The 23366-nt window shown below is 71.8% G+C and carries 21 protein-coding genes and 1 tRNA gene; 19 read left to right on the plus strand and 3 right to left on the minus strand.

Features of this window, described 5'->3' with window-relative positions:
• Window positions 1-122 precede the first annotated feature (122 nt).
• The 16 genes from uvrB (at window position 123) to der (ending at window position 18547) form a co-directional block, all read left to right on the plus strand.
• Complete coding sequence (gene uvrB, locus RM479_RS19010; RefSeq protein ID WP_274807894.1) at window positions 123-2222, plus strand: excinuclease ABC subunit UvrB; 2100 nt, start codon at window positions 123-125, stop codon at window positions 2220-2222.
• Window positions 2223-2369: 147 nt separating this feature from the next.
• A complete protein-coding gene (locus RM479_RS19015; RefSeq protein ID WP_311513065.1) occupies window positions 2370-2807 on the plus strand; it encodes a DUF3060 domain-containing protein in 438 nt (145 codons plus the stop codon).
• Window positions 2808-3107: 300 nt separating this feature from the next.
• Window positions 3108-4103: a GNAT family N-acetyltransferase gene (locus RM479_RS19020; protein ID WP_274807896.1), complete on the plus strand. Its 996-nt coding sequence runs from the start codon at window positions 3108-3110 to the stop codon at window positions 4101-4103.
• Between the two features lie 188 nt (window positions 4104-4291).
• Window positions 4292-5215, plus strand: coding sequence for a hydroxymethylglutaryl-CoA lyase (locus RM479_RS19025; protein ID WP_311513066.1), 924 nt, complete (start codon window positions 4292-4294; stop codon window positions 5213-5215).
• A 382-nt stretch (window positions 5216-5597) separates the two neighbouring features.
• On the plus strand, window positions 5598-7238 hold the full coding sequence (locus tag RM479_RS19030) for a CTP synthase (RefSeq protein WP_311513067.1): 1641 nt from the start codon (window positions 5598-5600) through the stop codon (window positions 7236-7238).
• Between the two features lie 40 nt (window positions 7239-7278).
• Window positions 7279-7944, plus strand: coding sequence for an NUDIX hydrolase (locus RM479_RS19035; RefSeq protein ID WP_311513068.1), 666 nt, complete (start codon window positions 7279-7281; stop codon window positions 7942-7944).
• Entirely contained in the window at window positions 7941-9014 is a 1074-nt protein-coding gene (locus tag RM479_RS19040; RefSeq protein WP_311513069.1) for a tyrosine recombinase, read from the plus strand. The genes RM479_RS19035 and RM479_RS19040 overlap by 4 nt, the downstream gene beginning before the upstream one ends.
• A 218-nt stretch (window positions 9015-9232) precedes the next feature.
• The gene (locus tag RM479_RS19045) at window positions 9233-10192 is read left to right on the plus strand and encodes a ParA family protein (RefSeq protein ID WP_274807905.1); all 960 of its coding nucleotides are present in this window, start codon (window positions 9233-9235) and stop codon (window positions 10190-10192) included.
• Window positions 10189-10572 carry a hypothetical protein gene (locus tag RM479_RS19050; protein ID WP_274807906.1) on the plus strand — a complete coding sequence of 128 codons (384 nt, stop codon included), beginning with the start codon at window positions 10189-10191 and terminating at the stop codon, window positions 10570-10572. The genes RM479_RS19045 and RM479_RS19050 overlap by 4 nt, the downstream gene beginning before the upstream one ends.
• Window positions 10573-10694: 122 nt before the next feature.
• A complete protein-coding gene (locus RM479_RS19055) occupies window positions 10695-11540 on the plus strand; it encodes a segregation and condensation protein A (protein WP_311513070.1) in 846 nt (281 codons plus the stop codon).
• Window positions 11537-12112 (plus strand): SMC-Scp complex subunit ScpB, encoded by a 576-nt coding sequence (scpB, locus tag RM479_RS19060; protein ID WP_311513071.1) that lies wholly within the window; start codon window positions 11537-11539, stop codon window positions 12110-12112. The genes RM479_RS19055 and scpB overlap by 4 nt, the downstream gene beginning before the upstream one ends.
• Entirely contained in the window at window positions 12099-14408 is a 2310-nt protein-coding gene (locus tag RM479_RS27695; RefSeq protein ID WP_311513072.1) for a pseudouridine synthase, read from the plus strand. The genes scpB and RM479_RS27695 overlap by 14 nt, the downstream gene beginning before the upstream one ends.
• Window positions 14409-14520: 112 nt before the next feature.
• A complete protein-coding gene (gene aroH / locus RM479_RS19070; RefSeq protein WP_311513073.1) occupies window positions 14521-14883 on the plus strand; it encodes a chorismate mutase in 363 nt (120 codons plus the stop codon).
• A 40-nt stretch (window positions 14884-14923) separates the two neighbouring features.
• A complete protein-coding gene (locus RM479_RS19075) occupies window positions 14924-16078 on the plus strand; it encodes a prephenate dehydrogenase (RefSeq protein ID WP_311513074.1) in 1155 nt (384 codons plus the stop codon).
• An 89-nt stretch (window positions 16079-16167) separates the two neighbouring features.
• Window positions 16168-16872: a (d)CMP kinase gene (gene cmk, locus RM479_RS19080; RefSeq protein ID WP_311513075.1), complete on the plus strand. Its 705-nt coding sequence runs from the start codon at window positions 16168-16170 to the stop codon at window positions 16870-16872.
• Window positions 16873-17095: 223 nt separating this feature from the next.
• Complete coding sequence (gene der / locus RM479_RS19085) at window positions 17096-18547, plus strand: ribosome biogenesis GTPase Der (RefSeq protein ID WP_311513130.1); 1452 nt, start codon at window positions 17096-17098, stop codon at window positions 18545-18547.
• A 62-nt stretch (window positions 18548-18609) separates the two neighbouring features.
• Here der and RM479_RS19090 read toward each other — a convergent pair whose 3' ends face one another.
• Window positions 18610-20091 (minus strand): MFS transporter, encoded by a 1482-nt coding sequence (locus tag RM479_RS19090; RefSeq protein WP_397222591.1) that lies wholly within the window; start codon window positions 20089-20091, stop codon window positions 18610-18612.
• A gap of 138 nt (window positions 20092-20229) precedes the next feature.
• Here RM479_RS19090 and RM479_RS19095 point away from each other — a divergent pair, with 138 nt between their 5' ends.
• Window positions 20230-20751, plus strand: a complete 522-nt coding sequence (locus RM479_RS19095; RefSeq protein ID WP_311513076.1) for a DUF523 domain-containing protein — start codon at window positions 20230-20232, stop codon at window positions 20749-20751.
• Here the strand turns inward: RM479_RS19095 and RM479_RS19100 are convergent.
• Window positions 20730-21275, minus strand: a complete 546-nt coding sequence (locus RM479_RS19100; protein WP_311513077.1) for a dihydrofolate reductase family protein — start codon at window positions 21273-21275, stop codon at window positions 20730-20732. The two genes, RM479_RS19095 and RM479_RS19100, sit on opposite strands and share 22 nt — an antisense overlap.
• Complete coding sequence (locus tag RM479_RS19105) at window positions 21272-22198, minus strand: helix-turn-helix domain-containing protein (RefSeq protein ID WP_311513078.1); 927 nt, start codon at window positions 22196-22198, stop codon at window positions 21272-21274. Before RM479_RS19105 ends, RM479_RS19100 begins: the two co-directional genes overlap by 4 nt.
• Window positions 22199-22486: 288 nt before the next feature.
• Between RM479_RS19105 and RM479_RS19110 the strand changes: the two genes are divergently transcribed.
• Entirely contained in the window at window positions 22487-23146 is a 660-nt protein-coding gene (locus tag RM479_RS19110; RefSeq protein WP_311513079.1) for a dienelactone hydrolase family protein, read from the plus strand.
• 100 nt (window positions 23147-23246) lie between these two features.
• Window positions 23247-23320 (plus strand) — tRNA-Pro (locus RM479_RS19115).
• Window positions 23321-23366 lie beyond the last annotated feature (46 nt).

A 23366-nucleotide genomic window follows, 5' to 3' on the forward strand; every position in this document is an offset into this window, starting at 1 on the left:
CCGGGGCGCGGACCGGGCGCGGGTGGTTCCGGACGTGGGATGTCGTGGGCGGTCGGTAGCGTTAGGGAGGGAGGGACCCGTGTGCGGGGGCGGGTTCCGCGGCGACGAGGGAAGAGGGCGACGTGCGACCGGTCACCGAGATCAAGCGCAGTGAGAAGCCGTTCGAGGTGGTCTCGGACATGCGGCCGGCGGGCGACCAGCCCAAGGCGATCGAGGAGATCACCCGGCGGGTGCGGGCCGGGGATCCGCACACGGTGCTGCTCGGTGCGACCGGTACCGGCAAGACGGCGACGGTGGCGTGGACCGTGGAGCGGTTGCAGCGGCCGACCCTGGTGATGCAGCCCAACAAGACGCTGGCCGCGCAGTTCGCCAACGAGCTGCGGCAGATGCTGCCGAACAACGCCGTCGAGTACTTCGTGTCGTATTACGACTACTACCAGCCCGAGGCGTACGTCCCCCAGAGCGACACCTACATCGAGAAGGACTCCTCGATCAACGACGAGGTGGAGCGGTTGCGCCACTCGGCGACGAACTCGCTGCTCACCCGGCGGGACACGATCGTGGTGGCCTCGGTGTCGTGCATCTACGGCCTGGGCACGCCGCAGGAGTACGTGGACCGCATGGCGCGGCTGGCGGTGGGCATGGAGGTCGACCGCGACGATCTGCTGCGCCGGCTGGTGGACATGCAGTACAGCCGCAACGACATGGCGTTCACGCGCGGCACCTTCCGTGTGCGCGGCGACACGGTCGAGATCATCCCGGTGTACGAGGAGCTGGCGATCCGCATCGAGATGTTCGGTGACGAGGTCGAGCGGCTGCTCACGCTGCACCCGTTGACCGGCGAGGTGCTGGGCGAGAGCGAGGAGATGTTCATCTTCCCGGCCTCGCACTATGTGGCCGGTGAGGAGCGCACCGCGCGGGCGGTGGCCACGATCGAGGCGGAACTGGGCGAGCGGCTGGCCGAGCTGGAGGGGCGGGGCAGCCTGTTGGAGGCGCAGCGGCTGCGCATGCGCACCACCCACGACCTGGAGATGATCCGCCAGCTGGGGACGTGTTCGGGTATCGAGAACTACTCGCGGCACTTCGACGAGCGACCGCCGGGCAGCGCCCCCAACACGCTGCTCGACTACTTCCCCGACGACTTCCTGCTGGTGCTGGACGAGTCGCACGTGACGGTCCCCCAGGTCGGGGCGATGTACGAGGGCGACGCCTCCCGCAAGCGCACCCTGGTCGAGCACGGGTTCCGGCTGCCGTCGGCGTTGGACAACCGGCCGTTGAAGTGGGAGGAGTTCGTCGAGCGGATCGGGCAGGCGGTGTACCTGTCGGCGACGCCGGGCCGCTACGAGCTGCGTCAGAGCGCCGGCGACGTGGTGGAGCAGGTCATCCGGCCCACCGGTCTGGTGGACCCGGAGGTGCTGGTCAAGCCGACCGAGGGTCAGATCGACGACCTGGTGCACGAGATCCGGGTGCGGGCCGAGCGGTCGGAGCGGGTGCTGGTCACCACGCTCACGAAGAAGATGGCCGAGGACCTCACCGACTACTTCGCGGAGATGGGGATCCGGGTGCGCTACCTGCACAGCGAGGTGGACACGCTGCGCCGGGTGGAACTGCTGCGGGAGTTGCGGGTCGGCGAGTTCGACGTGCTGGTCGGCATCAACCTGCTGCGGGAGGGCCTGGACCTGCCGGAGGTGTCGTTGGTGGCGATCCTGGACGCCGACAAGGAGGGTTTCCTGCGGTCGGAGACCTCGCTGATCCAGACGATCGGCCGGGCGGCGCGCAACGTGGCCGGTCAGGTGCACATGTACGCCGACAACGTCACCGATTCGATGCGGTCGGCGATCGAGGAGACCAACCGGCGCCGGGCCAAGCAGGTGGCCTACAACACCGAGCACGGGATCGACCCGCAACCGTTGCGCAAGCAGATCGCCGACATCCTGGACTCCCTGAACCGGGAGGACGTGGACACCGAGGAGCTGATGGCGACCGGGTACCGCGGCGCCGGCGGTAAGACGGCGAAGGCGCCGGTGCCGGCGTTGGGGGAGCGGGGCGTGGACGCGTCGAGTCTGCCCCGGGCCGAGTTGGCGGGTCTCATCGACCAGTTGGGCGAGCAGATGCATCAGGCCGCGGCGGACCTGCGGTTCGAGCTGGCGGCCCGGTTGCGTGACGAGATCGGTGAGCTCAAGCGTGAATTGCGCGGCATGGACGCCGCTGGAATGCCCTGAGGGATGGGGGTTCCGGCTTCTTCTTGTCTCGGGAAGGATACGTTGAGACAACGATAGGGTCGCGTAGTTATCTCCGCGTGACATAATCTTGGTCCTGCGCAGGATCTATGTCGCAATTGCCGGATGAATCCGGGTGTGGGGGAAACGATGAGGGCTCGACTCCAGGTCGCCGCCGGCGGCACCGTGCTGCTGAGCACCCTGCTGACCGCCGGATGCGGCCTGGCCTTCGGTCGCGAGGAGGTCCAGGGCCCGCCCCTGCCTCCCGGGGCGGACGCCGTCACGATCCCCGAGGAGAACGTCGACACCGCGGACGTGCTCGTCGTCGTCGACGACGGTTCGCAGATACACGCCGAATGCGCGGGTCGCGAGGTCGTGATCTCGGCCGACGACGCCGTCGTGGTGCTGGACGGGGCCTGTGGCCTGGTCCGCACCACCGGCCGCGGGTCCACCGTCGACGTGGGGTCCGCCGACAAGATCGTGCTGGTCGGTGTCGACAACACGGTCTCCTTCGCGGGCGGGGACCCGGAGGTCGTCAACCACGGTCGCAACACCACCGTCGCCGAGGGCGGCAGCGCCGAGGAGTGAGCCCGAAGGCGCTCCCGGACGGGGCGCGGACCGCGCGCACGCGAATCCGTGTCGGCGCATTGACCGCCCCGCCACCCGAGAGTGACCTTGGATCGGTTACCGTTGTGCGCGTCCACATCCACATCAGAGGGATGAGGGCCACAGATCGGGCAGAGGCCACCACCGAGAGTGAATTCTCGGTATCGGTCGGCTGTTGCGTTCCCCCGCCCGGCTCTGAGGCGATACGGTCGTTCCGTCCCGCTCGTCGTCGAGGCGGCACTGCGGCGGGGAGGACACGGAGACCCGCTAGGGGAGGGGTGGATGAGCGGTTATGTCGCACGGGTGCGACATGATGAGTCGCCCGGGGGCGATGCGGGCCTCGATCCGTTGGTGCGGTCCGCCGCTCAGCGCTGGGCCGCCGCCGACCCGCTGCTACCCGAACCGGTGAGCTTCGCCGCCGACTCCTACCCCCTGTTGACCGTCAGCGACGAGGACGGCCGCACGGTCGCCGCCGGCGCCATGCACTACACCTGGTACCAGCCCGGCGAGGTCGGTCGTATCTGGGGTGTGCCCGACCAGCACTGGCTGACCCCGATCGTCGGTGGCCCCGAGCCCGCGCGCGCCCTGGACTCCCTGCTCACGAGCTGGCGCGACCAACTGGAGGACCTGCCCACCGGCACCGGCTCGGAATCGGCGGCCCTGGTGAGCTGGCCGGCCCGCGACGTGTGCGGTGTCATCCCGCTCCAACGCCACGGCCTCCAGCCCTACACCGTGCTGGCCGCGCGCCAGCGCCGCCGGGGCGTGCCCCCGTCGCTGCCGCCGCGCGACGTCACCATCCGCCTGGCCGATCGCAGCGACCTGACGCAGGTGGTGGGGCTGCTCATGGAGGAGCACCGCTACGAGCAGCACTTCGGCGGGGTGTTCCTGCAACCGGACACCGCCGAGCAGACCCGCAAGGTGGCCGCCCGCGCCCTGGAACGGTCGCGTTCCTGGATCTGGCTGGCCGAACGCCGTGGACGCGCGGTGGGGCTGCTGTGGGTGTCCCCTCCGGAACGCTCCCGCTGGGCGAAGTCGCTGGTCCAGGCGCGTCCGATCGCCCACATCGGCTACGGGGTGGTCACCGCCGCCGAACGCGGGAACGGGATCGGCACCGCCCTGGTGGGCCAGGCCCACCAGGCCCTGGACAGCCACGGGGTGGGCGTCTCGGTGCTCAACTACGCCGCGTTGAACCCGCTGTCGGGGCCGTTCTGGCACCGCATGGGCTACCGCCCGGTCTGGACGACCTGGGAGATCCGCCCCGCCCTCGCCCTGCGCTGACCGCCGTCCCCGGGGCGCGGGGGAACCGGGGGACCCGCGTCGGGCCTCACGGTGTTCCCGGACCGAACCCGCGCGCCCGCGGTGGCGTCACCGTGGGCGCCGCGCCCGTGGACGCCCCCGATCCGGGGCGTCGGAAGCCGGTCGATTAGCCTGTGCCCGGACGCAAGGGCGCGTGGGAGGGACGGACGATGGCCGTGGACGACCGGGGACCCGAGGGCGGAGAGCACGTCGGGATCGTCGAGGTGGGACCGCGCGACGGGTTGCAGAACGAGGCGAAGGCGCTCTCGGTCGAGGACCGGATCGAGATGATCGACCGGGCCGTGGACGCGGGGGTGCGCCGGATCGAGGCGGTCAGTTTCGTCGACCCCCGGCGGGTTCCGCAGATGGCCGGCGCCGAGGAGATCATGAAGGGCGTGCGACGCGCCCCGGACGTCTCCCACATCGGGCTGGTCCTCAACCGGCGCGGCCTGGACCGCGCGGTCCAGGCCGGGGTGTCGGAGGTCAACGTGGCGGTGCCCGCCACGGACGGGTTCTGTGTGCGCAACCAGGGCTGCACCGTCGACGAGATGCTCGACGCGCTCGTCGACATCGACCGCGCCCTCCAGGGCACCGGCATCCCGTTGAGCGTCACCGTGTCGACGGCGTTCGGCTGCCCGTTCGACGGTGAGGTGACACCCGAGCGGGTGGTGGAGGTGGTGCGGCGCGTCGCCGACACCTCGGCGGTGGAGATCGCCCTGGCCGACACCATCGGGGTGGGCGTGCCCGGCCAGGTCACCGGGCTGGTGGGGCGGGTGGGCGAGGTCGCCGGGGGGCGCACCCTGCGCTGCCACTTCCACAACACCCGCAACACCGGTTACGCCAACGCGTGGGCGGCGGTGGAGGCCGGGGTGCGGGTGCTCGACTCCAGCGTGGGCGGGTTCGGTGGCTGTCCCTTCGCCCCGGCCGCGACCGGCAACATCGCCACCGAGGACCTGCTGTACCTGCTGCACCGCGGCGGCCTGCGCACGGGCGTGAGCCTGTCGGCCGCGGCGGCCCTGGGCGACTGGACGGGTGCGCGCCTGGACAAGGCGCCCCCCGCCTACCTGGGGCGGGCCGGGGGCTTTCCCGCCTGAGCCGGGCGAGGCGCTCCGGGTCCCTCGGGGTGTGGTGTTCGTCGCCGTCGGGCGGGCGGACCTCGTCCGCCACGGCCGCCGCCCGTCGGCGCCCCGGGGCCCGTCACCGGAGACGATCCCGATCCCGTGACGCACGTGACACGCTCCCGCCCGCGCGCCCGCGGTTCCGGCCCCGGCGGGATCATCGCTGGTCGTGGAGGGGAACACCCGGGCCCGCCGGTATGTTCTGCGGATGTGGTTCCGCGGAGGGCCTGTTATCCTGGTGCCCCGTGGATGTCCGGCGGACCGAGCGATGATCCCACCGCTCAGGAACCGGACCGCCGCACGGCCGCTCTTGCTCGTACGAGCCCGCCGTAGCCACTCAACCCACGGGAGCAACACTTTGGCATCCGCCGCGAGTACCAAGCACCTCTTCGTTACTGGCGGCGTCGCCTCCAGTCTCGGCAAAGGCCTCACCGCTTCCAGTCTGGGACGGCTCCTGAAGTCGCGCGGTCTGCGGGTCACCATGCAGAAGCTGGACCCCTACCTCAACGTGGACCCGGGGACGATGAACCCCTTCCAGCACGGCGAGGTCTTCGTCACCGACGACGGTGCCGAGACCGACCTGGACGTGGGTCACTACGAGCGCTTCCTCGACACGGAGCTCTCCGCGACCGCGAACGTCACCACCGGTCAGATCTACTCCAGCGTCATCGCCAAGGAGCGTCAGGGCGCCTACCTCGGTGACACCGTGCAGGTCATCCCGCACATCACCAACGAGATCAAGTCCCGCATCTACGCGATGGACGCCCCCGACGTGGACATCGTCATCACCGAGATCGGCGGCACGGTCGGCGACATCGAGTCGCAGCCGTTCCTGGAGGCGGTCCGCCAGATCCGGCACGAGATCGGCCGGGACAACTGCTTCTTCCTGCACGTCTCGCTGATCCCGTTCCTGGGCCCGGCGGGCGAGATGAAGACCAAGCCGACCCAGCACTCGGTCGCCGCGCTGCGCAGCATCGGCATCCAGCCCGACGCCATCGTGTGCCGTTCGGACCGGCCCATCACCCAGAGCCTGAAGGCCAAGATCAGCCTCATGTGCGACGTGGACGAGGCGGGCGTGGTCTCCACCCCCGACGCCCCGTCCATCTACGACATCCCCAAGGTCCTGCACCGTGAGGGCCTGGACGCCTACGTCGTGCGCCGCCTGGGCATGCCGTTCCGCGACGTGGACTGGACCGAGTGGGACGAGCTGCTGCGCCGCGTCCACCAGCCCGACCACGAGGTCACCGTCGCCATGGTCGGCAAGTACATCGACCTGCCCGACGCCTACCTGTCGGTCAGCGAGGCGCTGCGCGCCGGCGGGTTCGCCACCGACACCCGCGTCAACATCCGCTGGGTGGCCAGTGACAACTGCGCCAGCCCCTCGGGGGCCGCCGCCGAGCTGGACGGCGTGGACGGCCTCATCATCCCCGGCGGGTTCGGGGTGCGCGGCATCGAGGGCAAGATCGGCGCCATCCGCTACGCCCGTGAGAACCGCCTCCCGCTGCTGGGCATCTGCCTGGGCCTCCAGGCGATCGTCATCGAGTACGCCCGCAACGTGCTGGGTCTGGAGGGCGCGAACAGCACCGAGTTCGACGACAAGGCCGTCGACCCGGTCATCGCCACCATGGCGGACCAGGAGGACGTGGTCTCGGGCGAGCGCGACATGGGCGGCACCATGCGCCTGGGCCTGTACCCGGCGGACCTGGGCGAGGGCACCCTGGCACGGGACCTGTACGAGGGTGCTCCGCAGGCCTCCGAGCGGCACCGGCACCGGTTCGAGGTCAACAACGCCTACCGGGCCGCGCTGGAGGAGGCGGGTCTGGTGTTCTCCGGCCTGTCCCCGGATGGCAAGCTGGTGGAGTACGTCGAACTGCCCCGGGACGCCCACCCGTTCTTCATCGCGACGCAGGCGCACCCGGAACTGCGCTCCCGGCCGACCAAGGCCAACCCGATGTTCCGCGGTCTGGTCGCGGCGGCCTTGGCGAAGAAGAACTCCTGACGGTGGGGCCGGGCGGGGCACGAGCCTGAGAGGCCAGCACATGAGCGACACCCACCCGGCCGACACCGTGCCCTCGGGGGCGGACGCGAAGATCGCGGACGCCCCCGAGTCATGGCCGGTGGAGCGCTCCGTGGAGCGTTTCCGCAGCCACAAGGTGGGGATGCGCACCGACTGGGTGGAGATGCCCGGTCCGGGCGGGCGGGGCACGAACCCGGCCGCCCGCGACTACATGGAGCATCCGGGCGCGGCAGCCGCGCTGGCCCTGGACGACGCCGGTCGGGTGCTGCTCCAGCGGCAGTACCGGCACGCCACCCGCCACCTGCTGTGGGAGCTGCCCGCCGGGATCATCGACGGCGACGGGGAGGGGCCGCTGGCCACCGCCCGCCGGGAGTTGGTGGAGGAGGCGGGGCTGCGCGCCGAGAGCTGGTACGAGCTCGCCGACTTCTTCCCCAGCCCGGGGTTCTCCGACGAGCGCATCCACGTGTTCCTGGCGCGCGGCCTGTCCGAGGTCCCGGCCGAGGAGATCGACTTCGAACGCGAACACGAGGAGGCCGGTCTGGTCGCCGCGTGGGTGCCGTTGGAGGACGCGGTGCGCCTGGTGATGGAGGGACGGCTGCACAACGGGGCGACGGTGATCGGCGTCCTGGCCGCGCACGCCGCCTCCCGTGACGGTTTCGCCGGTCTGCGCGAACCCGTCGAACCGTGACCGGTCCCGCGCGGTCCGACGCCTTCGCCGAGGACGCTCCGCGGGCGCTGGTGGAGGTGTGCTCGGCGTTCCTGGACCACCTGAGCGCGGAGCGCGCGCTGGCCGACAACACGTTGATGGCCTACCGGCGCGACCTGCGCCGTTACCGGGAGCATCTGGTCGAGGCGGGGGTCACCGCGGTCGAGGGCGTCACGCCCGTGGTGGTGGCCGCCTTCGTGCGGGCGTTGCGGGAGGGCGGGGGCGGACGGGCGCCGTTGTCGGCGGCGTCGGCCGCGCGCGCCCTGGCCGCCGTGCGGGGGCTGCACCGGTTCGCGGTGCGGGAGGGGCGGGCCGGCGTCGACCCGACGACCGACCTGGCCCCGCCCGCGACGCCGATGCGGTTGCCCAAGGCGGTCCCGTTGGAGACCGTCGAACGCCTGTTGGCCGCGGCCGGTCCGGTCGGGACGCCGGCCGCCGGGGACCGGGGCGCCCTGTTGGCGTTGCGCGACCGGGCGCTGCTGGAACTCCTCTACGGGACGGGGGCGCGCATCTCCGAGGCGGTCGGCGCGGACGTGGACGACGTCGCCGACGCGGTCGGCGCGACCGCGGACCCGGACGTCCCCGTGCCCGAGGACCACGTGGGCCTGGTGCGGCTCCTGGGCAAGGGCGGCAAGGAGCGGCTGGTCCCGGTGGGCTCTCACGCCCGGCGGGCGCTGACGGCCTATCTGACGCGCGCCCGACCGGTACTGGCGCGGGCGGGTCGGGGGCGGGGCGGCCCCGCGTTGTTCCTCAACGCCCGGGGCGGTCGGCTCACCCGGCAGGGTGCCTGGGGGGCGTTGGCGGCCGTCGCGGAGCGGGCGGGGGCGGACGGGGTCTCGCCGCACACCCTGCGGCACTCCTTCGCCACGCACCTGCTCGACGGTGGGGCGGACATCCGGGTCGTGCAGGAACTCCTGGGGCACAGTTCGGTCACCACGACACAGGTCTACACACTTGTGACAGTCGACCGGTTGCGGGAGGTCTACGCGGCCAGTCATCCTCGCGCACACCGTCGCGGCGGCTCCGACCTGCGAGAAAGCCCTTCTGCGTAAGGGGTCCGGACCGGGTGGATCCTCGCGTTCGGTTTCCCTCGGGGGCGAAGACGTGGGATTCTACACGTGGGTTTCGTTGAAGTGCGTCGTGTCGGCGTTCTAGAGTCGCCGCACAGAGGTACGTTGCTGTCGACATATTGAGTTTCCGACGGCCGCCAGGCTCCAGGGGCACGGCATCCCTTCGGGCCGTGGCCGGTCCGTAGGGGAGGTCCAGGGTTGTGAACTGGTCGGAGAACGACGTGGCCGCACACGACGCGGCCGTCGGCGAGCAGTCGATCGCCGACCCGGTGACCAATCCCTGGGGCACGACACGCAACACGGGGGCCGATCTGCACGCCAAGAGACCTGAGCGGACCTATCCGGTGCCAGAGCCCATCGATGAACACGGCCCGGCACGGATTGTAGCACTCTGTAATCAGAAGGGTGGGGTCGGTAAGACCACCACGACCATCAACCTCGGCGCCGCCATCGCCGAATACGGCAGACGGGTACTGCTGGTCGACTTCGACCCGCAGGGCGCCCTCTCCGTCGGCCTGGGCCGACTCGATCCGCGCGAACTGGACCTGACCGTCTACAACCTGCTCATGCAGCGGGACGTGGCGGTCGAGGACGTCCTGCTCAAGACGGACATCGACGGCCTGGACCTGATCCCGAGCAACATCGACCTGTCCGCCGCCGAAGTGCAGCTCGTCGGCGAGGTGGCCCGCGAGCAGATGCTCGGCCGGGCGCTGCGGCCGGTCATCGACGACTACGACGTCGTGCTCATCGACTGCCAGCCGTCGCTGGGTCTGCTCACCGTCAACGCGCTCACCGCCGCCGACGGTGTGATCGTGCCGCTGGAGTGCGAGTTCTTCGCGCTGCGCGGTGTGGCGCTGCTCATGGACACCATCCAGAAGGTCCAGGAGCGGCTCAACGAGGACCTCGTCATCGACGGGTTCCTGGGCACGATGTACGACCCGCGCACGCTCCACGCCCGCGAGGTACTGTCCACCATCATCGACGGGTTCGGCGACAAGGTCTACGGGACGGTCATCAACCGCACCGTGCGCTTCCCGGACGCCACCGTGGCGGGCGAGCCCATCACCAGGTTCGACTCGTCCTCGGCCGGCGCCAACGCCTATCGGGATCTGGCCAAGGAGGTGCTGGCGAGGTGGCCTCTCAGCGGTCACGGCGCGTGACCCTACCCGGGGCGGACGAGCTGTTCTTCCGCTCCAGCGGCACCGAGGTGGACGCGGTGCCCGATGTGGACACCGAACGCCGCTACACGGCACCGGAACAACGGGGGAGCCGGACGTCCGAGCGCGCGCGCAGCGCCGGCCGGGTGGTGGAGGGCGCGCCCAAACCGAGTGGTCGCCAACGCCACGACGAGAAGATCACCGTCTACATCTCCGGGCCCGAACTGCTGGCCCTGGAACAGACCCGGCTGTCGCTGCGCGCCGAGCACGGGTTGAGCGCCGACCGGGGGCGGCTGGTCCGTGAGGCCGTCGCGGTGCTGCTCGCCGACTTCGAGGAGCACGGGCCGGCCAGCATGCTGGTGCGGCGACTGAGCGAGGAGTGACACGCCCGCCCGGTGTCGGAGGGGGACACCGGGGGGCGGGAACGAGAGGCACGGGTGTCACCGGCGGGTTCGGGCCGGTGACACCCTTGTCGTATGGGTTACGACGACGAGGGGCCGCGACCATGATGGCCGGACCGGCCCCGGACGAGGCCGTGGAGGCGGGCGAGGGCTCCTTCCAGGTGCACCTCGACAACTTCGAGGGTCCCTTCGACCTGCTGCTGGCGCTCATCGCCAAGCACAAGCTGGACATCACCGAGGTGTCGCTGTCGAGGGTCACCGACGAGTTCATCGCGCACATCCGTGGCCACGGCGATGTCTGGGACCTCGACCAGGCCAGCAACTTCCTCCTGGTCGCGGCGACCCTGCTGGACCTGAAGGCGGCCCGCTTGCTGCCCCGCGGCGACGTCGAGGACGAAGAGGACCTGGCCCTGCTGGAGGCCCGCGACCTGCTGTTCGCCCGACTGCTCCAGTACCGGGCGTACAAGGAGGTCGCCGCGTTCCTGCGCGCCCGCATGGCCGCCCAGGGGCGGCGCTACGCCCGCGCGGTGCCGTTGGAGGAGCGGTTCGAGGCGCTGCGCCCCGAGGTGCTGTTCACGTTGGGGCCGCAGGAGTTCGCGGCGCTGGCCGGGATGGTGTTCACGCCCAAGGAGCCGCCGAGCGTCCCGGTCACCCACATCCACCAGCCCAAGACCTCGGTGAAGGAGCAGGGCGAGCTGATGGTGGTGATGCTGCGCGAGCGCGGGCGGATGACGTTCGCGGAACTGGCCGCCGAGTGCGACGGTACCTTCGAGGTCATCGCGCGGTTCCTGGCGCTGCTGGAGCTGTACCGGGCCGCGAACGTGGGCTTCGATCAGCCCGAGCCGCTGGGGGAGCTGATCGTCACCTGGACCGGCGGGGACGCCGAGGTCGAGGTGGACAGCGAGTACGACGCCGACCCGGCGGACGAGGAGACGGGGGAGGACCGGTGACGGTGGAGGAGAGCACCGAGGTGCCGGCGACGCTGCGCCGTGACCTGGAGGCGGTGCTGATGGTCGTGGACCAGCCGGTGTCGGAGTACGAGCTGGCCAGGACCCTGAGGGTGCCGGTGGCGGTGGTCGTGGAGACCCTGGAGTCGCTGTCGCGGGAATACACCGACCAGGAACGGGGTTTCGATCTTCGGGCGGTGGCCGACGGTTGGCGTGTGTACACGCGGCCGGAGTGCGCCGACATCGTGGAGCACTTCCTCAAGGAAGGGCAGGAGGTGCGGCTGACCCAGGCCGCGCTGGAGACGATGGCGGTGGTGGCCTACCGACAACCGGTCTCCCGTGGCAGGGTCTCCGCGGTCCGCGGTGTCAACTGTGACGGCGTCATGCGTACCCTCGTACTGAGGGGGCTGATCGAAGAGTCCGGACACGACCCGGAGTCCGGTGCCCTGCTGTATCGGACCACCTCCTATTTCCTGGAACGGCTCGGCCTGCGCAGTCTCGACGAGCTGCCGGACCTGGCACCGTTCCTGCCCGACGACATCGAAGGTCTAGACGACACCGGTGAGCACACCTAACGAGAGTTCCCGCGGTGCGCGGGACGACGCCCCGCGCGGTGAGCGCGGCGACCGATACAACGACCGCGGCGACCGAGGACGCCGCGACGACCGAGGTCCCCGAGGTGGGGATGAGCGCGGCCCGAGGGGCCGTGGACGGGATGACCTCCGCGGCGGCGGTGACGACCGTCGCTCCTTCGGCGGCGACCGCGACGCGCGCGGCGGCCGTGATCCCCGTGGCGGTGACGACCGGGGCCGTGGTGGCGACCGGGGCGGCCGTGACGACCGTGGCGGCCGTTCCTTCGGCGGTGACCGCGACTCCCGTGGTGGCCGTTCGTTCGGCGACCGCGACTCCCGTGGCCCCGGTGGTCACCGGGGCGAGCGTGACGGCGGTGACCGCGGCGGCTTCCGCGGTGGCCGTGATGAGCGCGGTGGCCGCTCCTTCGGCGGCGACCGCGGCCAGGGCGGCTCCGGCGGCTACCGGGGTTCCCGCGACGGTGGTGACCGCGGCGGCCGTTCGTTCGGTGACCGCGACTCGCGTGGCCCGGGCGGCCACGGCGACCGTCGTGGTCCCGGTGAGGGCCGTTCGTTCGGTGGCTCCCGTGAGGGCGGCGACCGCCGTTCCTTCGGTGGTGACCGCGACTCCCGCGGCGGCCGTTCGTTCGGCGGTTCGCGTGAGGGCGGCGACCGTGGTGGCCGTTCGTTCGGTGACCGCGACTCGCGTGGCCCGGGCGGCTACCGGGGTTCGCGTGACGGTGGTGACCGTGGTGGTTACCGTGGCGGTCGTGATGACCGTGGCGGTCGTTCGTTCGGCGGTTCGCGTGAGGGCGGCGATCGTGGTGGTCGTTCGTTCGGTGACCGTGACTCGCGTGGTCCGGGCGGCTACCGGGGTTCGCGTGACGGGGACGACCGTGGCCGTGGTGGTCACGGCGACCGCGACTCCCGTGGTGGCCGTTCGTTCGGTGGCTCCCGTGAGGGCGGCGACCGCCGTTCCTTCGGTGGCGACCGCGACTCCCGCGGCGGTCGTTCGTTCGGTGACCGCGACTCGCGTGGTCCGGGCGGCTCCGGTGGCTACCGGGGTTCGCGTGACGGTGGTGACCGTGGTGGTTACCGTGGCGGTCGTGATGACCGTGGTGGCCGTTCGTTCGGTGACCGCGACTCGCGTGGTCCGGGCGGCTACCGGGGTTCGCGTGACGGGGACGACCGTGGTCGTGGTGGTCACGGCGACCGCGACTCCCGTGGCGGTCGTTCGTTCGGTGGCTCCCGTGAGGGCGGCGACCGCCGTTCCTTCGGTGGCTCCCGTGACTCCGACCGTGGCGGCCGTTCGTTCGGTGACCGCGACTCGCGTGGCCCGGGCGGGCCTCGCGGCGAACGCGACTCCCGTGACGAGCGGACCGAGCGTCCCGCCAAGCGGCACAAGGTCGACCACTCGGCCGACCTCCCCGGTGGCCGCAAGGTGCCCATGGGCGACATCAAGAACGAGAACCAGCTCTCCAAGGCCGCCCGTGAGCGACTCAGCGCCCTGCGCGCCGACTACGACCCCAAGGACGAGGAGCGTCCCGACGAGGCGCGCGACAGCTACGCCGACGTCGAGGGCGGCATCCGCCTCCAGAAGGCCCTCGCCGCCGCCGGTGTCGCCAGCCGCCGCGCCAGCGAGGAGATGATCGCCGCCGGTCGCGTCAGCGTCGACGGTGAGGTCGTCCGTCGCTTCGGCGCCCGCGTCGACCCCGAGAAGTCCGAGATCCGGGTGGACGGCATGCGCGTCGTCACCTCCCCGGACAAGCTCTACTTCGCGCTCAACAAGCCGCGCGGCGTGGTCAGCACCATGTGGGACCCGGAGGGTCGCCCCACCCTGGCCGATTACACCGGTCAGACCGAGGAGCGCATCTTCCACGTGGGTCGTCTCGACACCGAGACCGAGGGCCTCATCCTGCTCACCAACGACGGCGAGCTCTCCAACCGGCTCACCCACCCGCGGTACAAGGTCATCAAGACCTACATCGCCAAGGTGCCCGGACCGGTCCCGCACAGCGTGGTCAAGCGACTGCGCGCGGGTGTGGAGCTGGAGGACGGCCCGGTCGAGGTCGACTCCTTCCGCGTGGTCGACAACGACGGCGCCAAGGCCCTGGTGGAGATCCGCCTCCACGAGGGTCGCAAGCACATCGTGCGCCGGCTCATGGAGGCGGTCGGTCACCCGGTCGCGGACCTGGCCCGCACCCAGGTCGGACCGATCGACCTGAACACCCTCAAACTGGGCACGATGCGCGCGCTGACCTCTCGTGAGGTGAGCGAACTCTACAAGGCCGCCGGGCTCTAGCCCCTCGCTTGTGGATACAGTTGACGGCGGTCACGACCACGGGTCGTGACCGCCGTTCCCTTTCCCCTTGAGGGGGCGAACCGATGAGAACGACGGACAAGGCGGGATCCAAGTGGCGGTACGGGCCATTCGCGGAGCTGTGCAGGTCGACGCGGACGAACGCGAGCAGGTGCTGGAGGCCACGGCCGAACTGGTCTCCGAGGTGATGCGGCGCAACGGGTTGGACACCGAGGACGTCATCAGCGTGCTGTTCACCGCCACTCCCGACCTGACCAGCGAGTTCCCGGCGCTCGCGGCCCGCAAGCTCGGGTTCGCCGACGTGCCCCTGATGTGCGCCACGGAGATCGCCGTCCCGCACGCCCTGCCGCGCGTGGTGCGGTTGATGGCGCACGTGGAGACCGACCGGCCCCGCGCCGAACTCCACCACGTCTACCTGCGCGGCGCCCAGGCCCTGCGCCTGGACATCGCGCAGTAGCGCCCTCCCGCACCCTAGTCTGGGAGGACACGGTGAGCGGATGGTCGAGCGGGGGGACACGGTGAGGGTGAGCGGGGACGCGGGAACGCACGACGGACGACCGTCGGTGCGCCGGGTCGCGGTGCTGGGCGCCGGTCTGATCGGTACGTCGATCGCGCTCGCCCTGGCCTCACGCGGTGTCGGGGTCCTGCTCTCCGACCCGGACGCGGCGGCTCTGCGGCTGGCCTGCGAACTCGGCGCCGGGAGTCCGCTGGCGGAGGGCGACGGGCGTCCCGTCGACGTCGCGATCATCGCGGCTCCGCCCGCCGTCGTGCCGACGGTGCTGCGCGACGCCCAGGACCGGGGGTTGGCGCACGTGTACACCGACGCGGCCAGTGTGAAGGCGAGCGTGGTGTTCGCGGCCGAACGCCTCGGGTGCGACATGGCCACGTTCGTGCCCGGTCACCCGATGGGCGGCCGGGAGAAGCGCGGTCCGGGCGCGGCCCGCGCCGACCTGTTCCTCGGGCGTTCCTGGGCGCTGTGCCCGACGGCGAAGGCGGATGCCGGGACCGTGGAGCGGGTCGCCGAGGTGGCCCGACTGTGCGGGGCCGACCCGTTGGTCGTCGACGCGGACGCGCACGACCGGGCGGTGGCGTTGGTCTCGCACGCCCCGCACGTGGCGTCCTCGGCGGTGGCGGCCCGGTTGCTCGGCGCCGACGACGAAGCCCTGACCCTGGCCGGCCAGGGTGTGCGCGACGTCACCCGGGTGGCGGGCGGCGACCCGTCGTTGTGGATGGAGATCCTCGCCCACAACGCCGCCCCGGTCGCGGAGGTGCTGCGGGCGATGGCCGAGGACCTGGCCCGGGCCGCCGACGCCCTGGCGGCGCGGGACCCGGAGGACACCGGGGGAGCGGATCCGGTCCGCGACCTGTTGGTCCGGGGCCGTGAGGGGCACGGACGCATCCCCGGCAAGCACGGCGCGGCGACCCTGCCGGAGTACACGATCATCCCGGTCGTCATCCCCGACGAGCCGGGCACGCTGGGCCGGTTGTTCGCCGCGGCGGCCGACGCCGGGGTGAACATCGAGGACGTGCGCATCGAGCACACCCCGGGTCTTCCGCTGGGCGTGGCGCAGTTGTCCGTGCTGCCCTCGGGGGTGGAGGTCCTCTCCCGGGCGTTGGCCGCCGACGGCTGGTCGGTGCATCCCGGCGCCTGACCGGGGCGTGCCCCCGGTCCGTACGGTACGCGTGATTCCCCCGGTAGTGTGGGGCGTCGGCAGTACGACGAGTGGCAGAGGCAGGGCACGTGAGCGGGCAGGGCAGCACCGAGGGCATCGTCATCGCGATCGACGGTCCCTCCGGGTCGGGCAAGTCGAGCACCTCCAAGGGGGTGGCCAAGGCGCGTGGTCTGCGCTATCTCGACACCGGCGCCATGTACCGCGCGTTGACCTGGTGGATGCTCGACAACGGTGTGGACGTGCACGACCCGGCGGCCGTGGCCGCCGCCGTGGAACGCCCCGTCATCGAGATGGGCACCGACCCGGCCTCCCCGACGATCTCCGTCGACGGCCGCGACGTGGCCGTGGAGATCCGGACCAAGGAGGTCACGGGCAACGTCAGCGCCGTCTCGGCGGTGCCCGAGGCCCGTGCGCTGTTGGTGCGCACCCAGCGCGCGGTCATCGACGCCGCCCGGCGGGAGAGCGCCGGCATCGTCGTGGAGGGGCGTGACATCACCACGGTGGTGGCCCCCGAGGCTCCGGTGAAGCTGTTCCTGACGGCCAGCGCCGAGGCCCGCGCGCAGCGTCGCAGCCGGGAGATCCACACCGGTGACGTGGCCGCCACCCAGGCGGACCTGGCCCGTCGCGACCGGCTCGACTCCAGCCGCGCCCACTCGCCGCTGAAGCGGACCGCCGACGCCACCGAGCTCGACACCACCGGCATGACCCTGGACGAGGTCATCGCCCTGGTCGTCACGTTGGTCGACGAGGCCGCGGCGACGGTCCGCGGCTGACACATCGGGCGGCCCCGGGGCCGCCCCTCCCCCTCGCCGCGCACCCCGTCTCCGGGGTGACGTCGGCCACCGGGGGGAACACACGGACACCCGCGGAGGTTGCCCTTCGCGGTGCACACGTGGTCGCCGTCGGCGTCCACGCCGATCGGGCCGCTCCGTCTCGCACGGGAGCGGCCGGTCGATTTTCGCACTCCTCGCGGCACGCATCCTGGGCGCGCGGGGAATCGAGGACCGGGAGCAGTACATGAGTGACGACTTCGACATCGCCGACATCGGCGTGGACGGCGAACAGGCCGTCCCCCTGCCCGTGGTGGCCGTGGTGGGTCGCCCCAACGTGGGCAAGTCCAGCCTCGTCAACCGCATCATCGGCCGCCGTGAGGCCGTGGTCGAGGACGTGCCGGGGGTGACCCGCGACCGGGTCGCCTACGACGCCGAGTGGCAGAACACCAGGTTCACCCTGGTGGACACCGGCGGTTGGGAGACCAGCGTCAGCGGTCTGGCCGCGATGGTCGCCCGGCAGGCCGAGTACGCGGCGCAGACCGCCGACGTCGTCCTGTTCGTGGTGGACGCCACCGTGGGCATCACCGACGCCGACGAGGCGGTCACGCGGGTCCTGCGCGCCACCAACCGCCCGGTGGTGCTGGCCGCCAACAAGGTGGACGGCAGCATGCAGGAGTCCGACGCGCTGAACCTGTGGAACCTGGGCGTGGGCGAGCCCTACGCCATCAGCGCCCTGCACGGTCGCGGCACCGGCGACCTGCTCGACGCCGTGGTGGAGGCCTTCCCCGAGGGCGCGGAGCGGGCCGAACCCGCCGAGGAGGAGGGCCCGCCGCGCGTGGCCCTGCTGGGTCGCCCGAACGTGGGCAAGTCCAGCCTGCTGAACCGGCTCGCCGGCGAGGACCGGGTGGTCGTCGACTCGGTGGCGGGCACCACCCGTGACGCCGTCGACGAGCTCATCGAGCTGGGCGGCAAGACCTGGAAGTTCATCGACACCGCCGGTATCCGCCGCCGGTTCCGGGCCCTCCAGGGCGCCGACTACTACGCCACCATGCGCACCGGCACGGCCCTGGAGCGGGCCGAGGTCGCGGTGGTCCTCATGGACGTCAGCGAGCCGCTGGCCGAGCAGGACATCCGTGTGGTGGAGCAGGTCGTGGAGGCCGGGCGCGGTCTGGTGCTGGCGTTCAACAAGTGGGACGTCCTCGACGAGGACCGCCGCATCTACCTGGAGAAGGAGATCGACCGTCAGCTGGCGCGGGTCTCCTGGGCTCCCCGGGTGAACATCTCCGCCAAGACCGGCCGCCACATGGAGAAGCTGGTCCCGGCGATCGAGACGAGCCTGGACGGGTGGTCCCGGCGCATTCCGACGGGTCAGTTGAACAACTGGCTCAAGGAGCTGGTGGCGGCCACGCCGCCGCCGGTGCGCGGGGGCAAGCAGCCCAAGATCCTGTTCGCGACGCAGGCGGGGGCCAAGCCGCCGCAGTTCGTGCTGTTCACGACCGGGTTCCTGGAGGACAACTACCGCCGGTTCATCGAGCGTCGGCTGCGTGAGGACTTCGGGTTCGAGGGGTCGCCGATCCACATCAGCATGCGCATCCGCGAGAAGAAGGGCGGCGCGCCGGGCAGGGCCTCCAAGGGCAGTGTGCGGCCGGACCGCCAGCACCGCCGTCGTTCCTGACGGGGGATGACGATGGGGGCGCCCCGAGGGGGCGCCCCCTTTCGCGTGCGCCGGCGGGACCGTCAGGGGCCGGAGGGCAGCCGGCGCACGTTGCTCGGCGGCACGTACCGTTCGTTCTCGCCGCCGGTGCGCGGGTAGGGCAGGCGGGTGCCGCCCGGGGTGTGCGCGGGCACCGGGATGGCGGGCGCCCCCGGCAGCGGTCGGCCGGCGCTCTCCTTCATCCGCCACACCACGATCACGCCGACCGCGCCGGCGACCATCACCGGCCACGCGGGCGCGTAGAGGTCGCCGGTGGACCGGACGAGCGCCTCGGCCAGCAGTGGGGTGGTGCCGCCGAACAGGGCCACCGAGACGTTGAAGCCGATGGCCAGGGCGCCGTAGCGGACGCCGGTGGGGAAGAGCGCGGGCAGCGCGGCCGGGGCGGTGCCGGAGAAGTGCACCAGGGTGATCGCCAGCAGCACGACGCCCAGGGCGACCGCGCCCGTGTCGCCCGTCTGCAACAGCCAGAACGCGGGCAGGGTCAGCACGATGGAGAACAGGCTGCCGGACAGCAGCACGGGTCTGCGGCCCACCCTGTCGCCGAGCCTTCCGACGCCGGTGACGGCGATCAGCATGAGCGCCATCGCGCCCAGGGTGAGGAGCAGCGCCGTGGTGGAGCCGTAGCCGAGTTCGGCCTCCAGGTAGGTGGGCAGGTACGCGGTCACCATGTAGTTGTTGACGTTGAACACCAGCACCAGGCCGATGCACAGCAGCAGGTTGTGCCACTGGCCGACGACGGTCGCGCGCAACCGGCCCTTGCGTCGGCGGCCGTCGGATTCCTCGGCGGACCTTCGGGTGTTCTCGGCGAAGACGGGCGTCTCGTCGAGCCTGACCCGAAGGTACAGCCCGATGGCGCCGAGCGGCAGGGCGAGCAGGAACGGGATCCGCCACCCCCAGGCGAGCATGGCGTCGGGGCCCAGCAACAGGGTCATGGAGGTGACGACGGCGGCGCCGCCCACGTACCCGGCGACGGTGCCGAACTCCAGCCAGGAGGCGAGGAAGCCGCGTCGTTCGTCGGGCGCGTACTCGGCGACGAAGGTGGCGGCGCCGCCGTACTCGCCGCCGGTGGAGAAGCCCTGGACCATGCGGGCGAGCAGCAGCAGGAGCGGCGCCGCGACGCCGATGGTGGCGGCGGAGGGGATGAGGCCGATGCAGAACGTGCCGGCCGCCATGAGCAGCATGGTGGCGGCCAGGACGCGCTTGCGGCCGATGCGGTCGCCCAGCGGGCCGAAGAACATGCCGCCGAGCGGTCGGACGAGGAAGGCCGCGGCGAACGTGGTGAAGGTGGCGATGAGCTGGACGCCCTGGGACTGCGACGGGTAGAACACCAGGCCGATGGTGACGGCGAGATAGCTGTAGACACCGAAGTCGTACCACTCGGTGGCGTTGCCGATGGCGGCGGCGGTCACGGCCTTGCGCGTGGTGCGGTGTTCGGTGGCCAGTGTCCCGGAGTCCGTCGTCTCCGACGGCTTCTCGGGTCGGCCCCCGGGCTGGTGCTCGATCACGTGTCCCCCTTGTTTGATCACTCAAGGGAACACAATAGTGACTTTAGGTGATTTATCCGCGTTCATCGGGGTGTTCCGCCCGTGTCGTCGACCTCGGGCGCGAGCGGTAGCGTGGTCGGTGTCGGCGGAGGGGGAGACATGGACAAGGTCCTGGTCAGCGCTTGCCTGATGGGCCGCCCGGTGCGCTACGACGGGCGGGCCAAACCGGTCGACGACGTGCTCCTCGACCGCTGGCGGGCGGAGGGGCGCCTGGTGGTGCACTGCCCGGAGGTCGCGGGCGGACTGCCCGTGCCCCGGCCGCCCGCCGAGATCGAACCCGGTGCCACGGCCGCCGACGTGATCGACGGCCGGGCCCGCATCCTCACTCCCAACGGCGACGACGTCACCGCGTACTTCGTGGCCGGGGCCCGCGCGGCCCTGGCGTTCGCCCTCGACCGGGGGGTGACGGTGGCGGTCCTCAAGGCGTCCAGTCCCTCGTGCGGGTTCCACGAGGTCTACGACGGCACCTTCACCGGGCGCAGGCGGGCCGGGCGGGGCGTGACCGCGCACCTGCTGGCCGAACACGGCATCGCGGTCTTCGACGAGCACGGGATCGGTGCCGCCGACGCCCGGCTGCGGGGCGTCGGCGACACCGTCGTTCAGGGCCGCACGACCTCGTAACGGGCGCAGGCGAAGTCCCCGGCCCGGTGCACCTCCACCGGCTTCAGGTCCACCCGACCGGCCAGCAGCGGCGCCCCCGCCCCCAGGGTGACGGGCGCGATGGACACGATCACCTCGTCCAGCAGGCCCAGCCGGGCCAGGTCCGCGGCGACCTTCCCGCCGCCCATGAGCCACAGGTCCCCGCCCCCGGCCGACTCCGCCGCCTTCGCGTGCAGGGCGCGCAGTTCGTCGTCGGAGTCGGCGGACGCGAACCGGATGTCGTGCTCACCCTCGAACGCGGGGAGTTCCCGGTGGGTCAGCACCCAGGACGGCACGGCGTACGCCCAGCCCTTCTCGCTCTCGTGCCGGTGCACCCACTCGTAGGTGCTCGCCCCCATCAGGAGGGCGCCGATCCCCTTCAGGAACTCCCCGATCTCCTCCTCCGCCTCATCGGAGTCGGTGGCGAACAGCCAGTCCAACGAGTGGTCCTCGGTGGCGATGAAGCCGTCCAGGCTGGTCGCGGTGTTGTAGACGGTCCTGGTCATGAAGTGCCTCCGTAGTGGGCCTGAAGCCAGAGAAGGGGATCCCCGTGGTCCACCTCCACCCCCTCCGCGCGCAGCATCTCGCGCACGAGTTGCCTGCGGTGCGACGCGTAGGTCAGAACGTGCGCGATCACCCCGCCGAGCAGGAAGCTCTCGGGTGGATCGCACAGGGCGTCCACCAGCCGGTCGCCCCAGGCGCCGCGACGGCCGATGCCCTCGACCGTCGCGATCCAGTGCGGGCCGATCTCCCGGTGGCGGGCCGCCAGCCCGGTGGGGTCGTCGGCACCGCGTTCGGGGAAGTCGGCCCCGTCGATCGAGGCCGACCACACCTCCTTGGACCACACGAGGTGTTCCAGCACGGCGGCGATCGACTCCTCGGGGCCGTCCCATTCCAGGACGGTCCGACCCGGGGCGTGCGTCCTGCGGTAGGCCTCCTCCGACAGGCCCGCGGCCACCTCGATGAGGTGCCCGGTGTCGGCGATGTCGTGGTGGACCTGGAGGGACACGAGGTCCATGCCGGAACGCTCCTCGGGTCGCGACTCGATCCACAGGTGGATCGGCGGGTGGAAGTGGATGCCGTTCGGGGCGGGCAGCCAGGTGCCGCTCCCGGGGGTGGTCGCCCCGGGAGGGTGACCGAAGGCCCGCCCGAACGCGCGGATGAACCCCTCCACCGAGCGGTAGCCGGCGGCGAACGCCGCGTCGGTGACACTGGTGCCCTGACCGATCTGCCAGGCCGCGCGCTCCAGCAGCACCCGTCGGCGCAGCGCGACGGGGGACTCCCCGGTGTCGCGGCTGAGCCGTCGGGAGAAGTGGAACGGTGAGCTGAAGGCCCGTGCGGCCATGTCGCCCAGGGGGGAGTCGTCCTTCTCCAGGACCGCGTCGAGCAGTTCGCGGAGCCGGTCCCGGCCGGTGGTGGGTTCGGTCATGCGACCAGTATGTTCGCGCGGGTCGGCGCGGCGCTTGACCGTTCTTGCGCACCCGCGCGCCGCGCACCCGCGCTCTCCCGCCGACCGCGACGTGGGGTGCGGCGGTCCGTCTCCCGCGAGGGCGGGCACCCGCGGGCGGTCCCGGCCGGCCCCGGGGTGGTCCGGTCCAGCGGCTCGACGTCACCCCGGGCGGGTGGCGGGGCGCGCCTCCCACCGGTCGCCGAAGGTGTGCGTTCCGGGCGTCGGGGTAGCGCCCACTCCGAGAGGCCACCCGGGGAGGGGATCACCATGATCGAACGTGAGGTGACGGTGCGCGCGCCGGACGTGGAACTCGACGGACGCTGGTCGACCTCTCCGGACGCCGTCGGCGCCGTGGTCTTCGCCCACGGCAGCGGCAGTTCCCGGCACAGCCCCCGCAACCGGGCCGTCGCCGACGTCCTGCATCGGTCGGGGATCGCGACGTTGCTGTTCGACCTGCTCACACCGGAGGAGGAACAGGTCGACCGGATCACGCGCGAGCTGCGCTTCGACATCGACCTGCTCACCCGGCGCCTCACCGGGGCGGTGGACTGGCTGGCTGCGCGGGAGGACACGGCGGGGACGCCCATCGGGCTGTTCGGCGCCAGCACCGGTGCCGCGGCGGCGCTGCGGACGGCGGCCGAGCGACCCGACGCGGTCACGGGGGTGGTCTCACGCGGTGGCCGCCCCGACCTGGCGGGTGGCGGGGCGCTCCGGGCGGTGCGCGCCCCGGCGCTGTTCATCGTCGGCGGTGCGGACACCGACGTGCTGCGGCTCAACAAGGAGGCGCTCGACCGGCTCGGCGGGGCCGGTCGGATCCGGGTGGTCCCCGGCGCCACCCACCTGTTCGAGGAGGAGGGCGCGATGGAGGAGGTGGCCGACGCCGCCGGGGAGTGGTTCGTGCGGGTCTTCGGCGCACCGGGAGGGTGAGCGCGGCGGGCGCCCCGCCGGAGGGGAACTCCGGTGCGAGAGCACCCGGTGATGCGATAGAGTCTTGCCCGTCGGTGCCGCTGCGGCGGAGGTCGACGGACGGGACGTAGCGCAGTTTGGTAGCGCACTTGACTGGGGGTCAAGGGGTCGTGGGTTCAAATCCCGCCGTCCCGACAGAGCAGTAGCAGTTCAGAGAGAGGTTCGCCGGGTGGCGGGCCTC

Source organism: Nocardiopsis lambiniae (assembly GCF_031845465.1).
GTDB classification, from domain to species: domain Bacteria; phylum Actinomycetota; class Actinomycetes; order Streptosporangiales; family Streptosporangiaceae; genus Nocardiopsis; species Nocardiopsis lambiniae.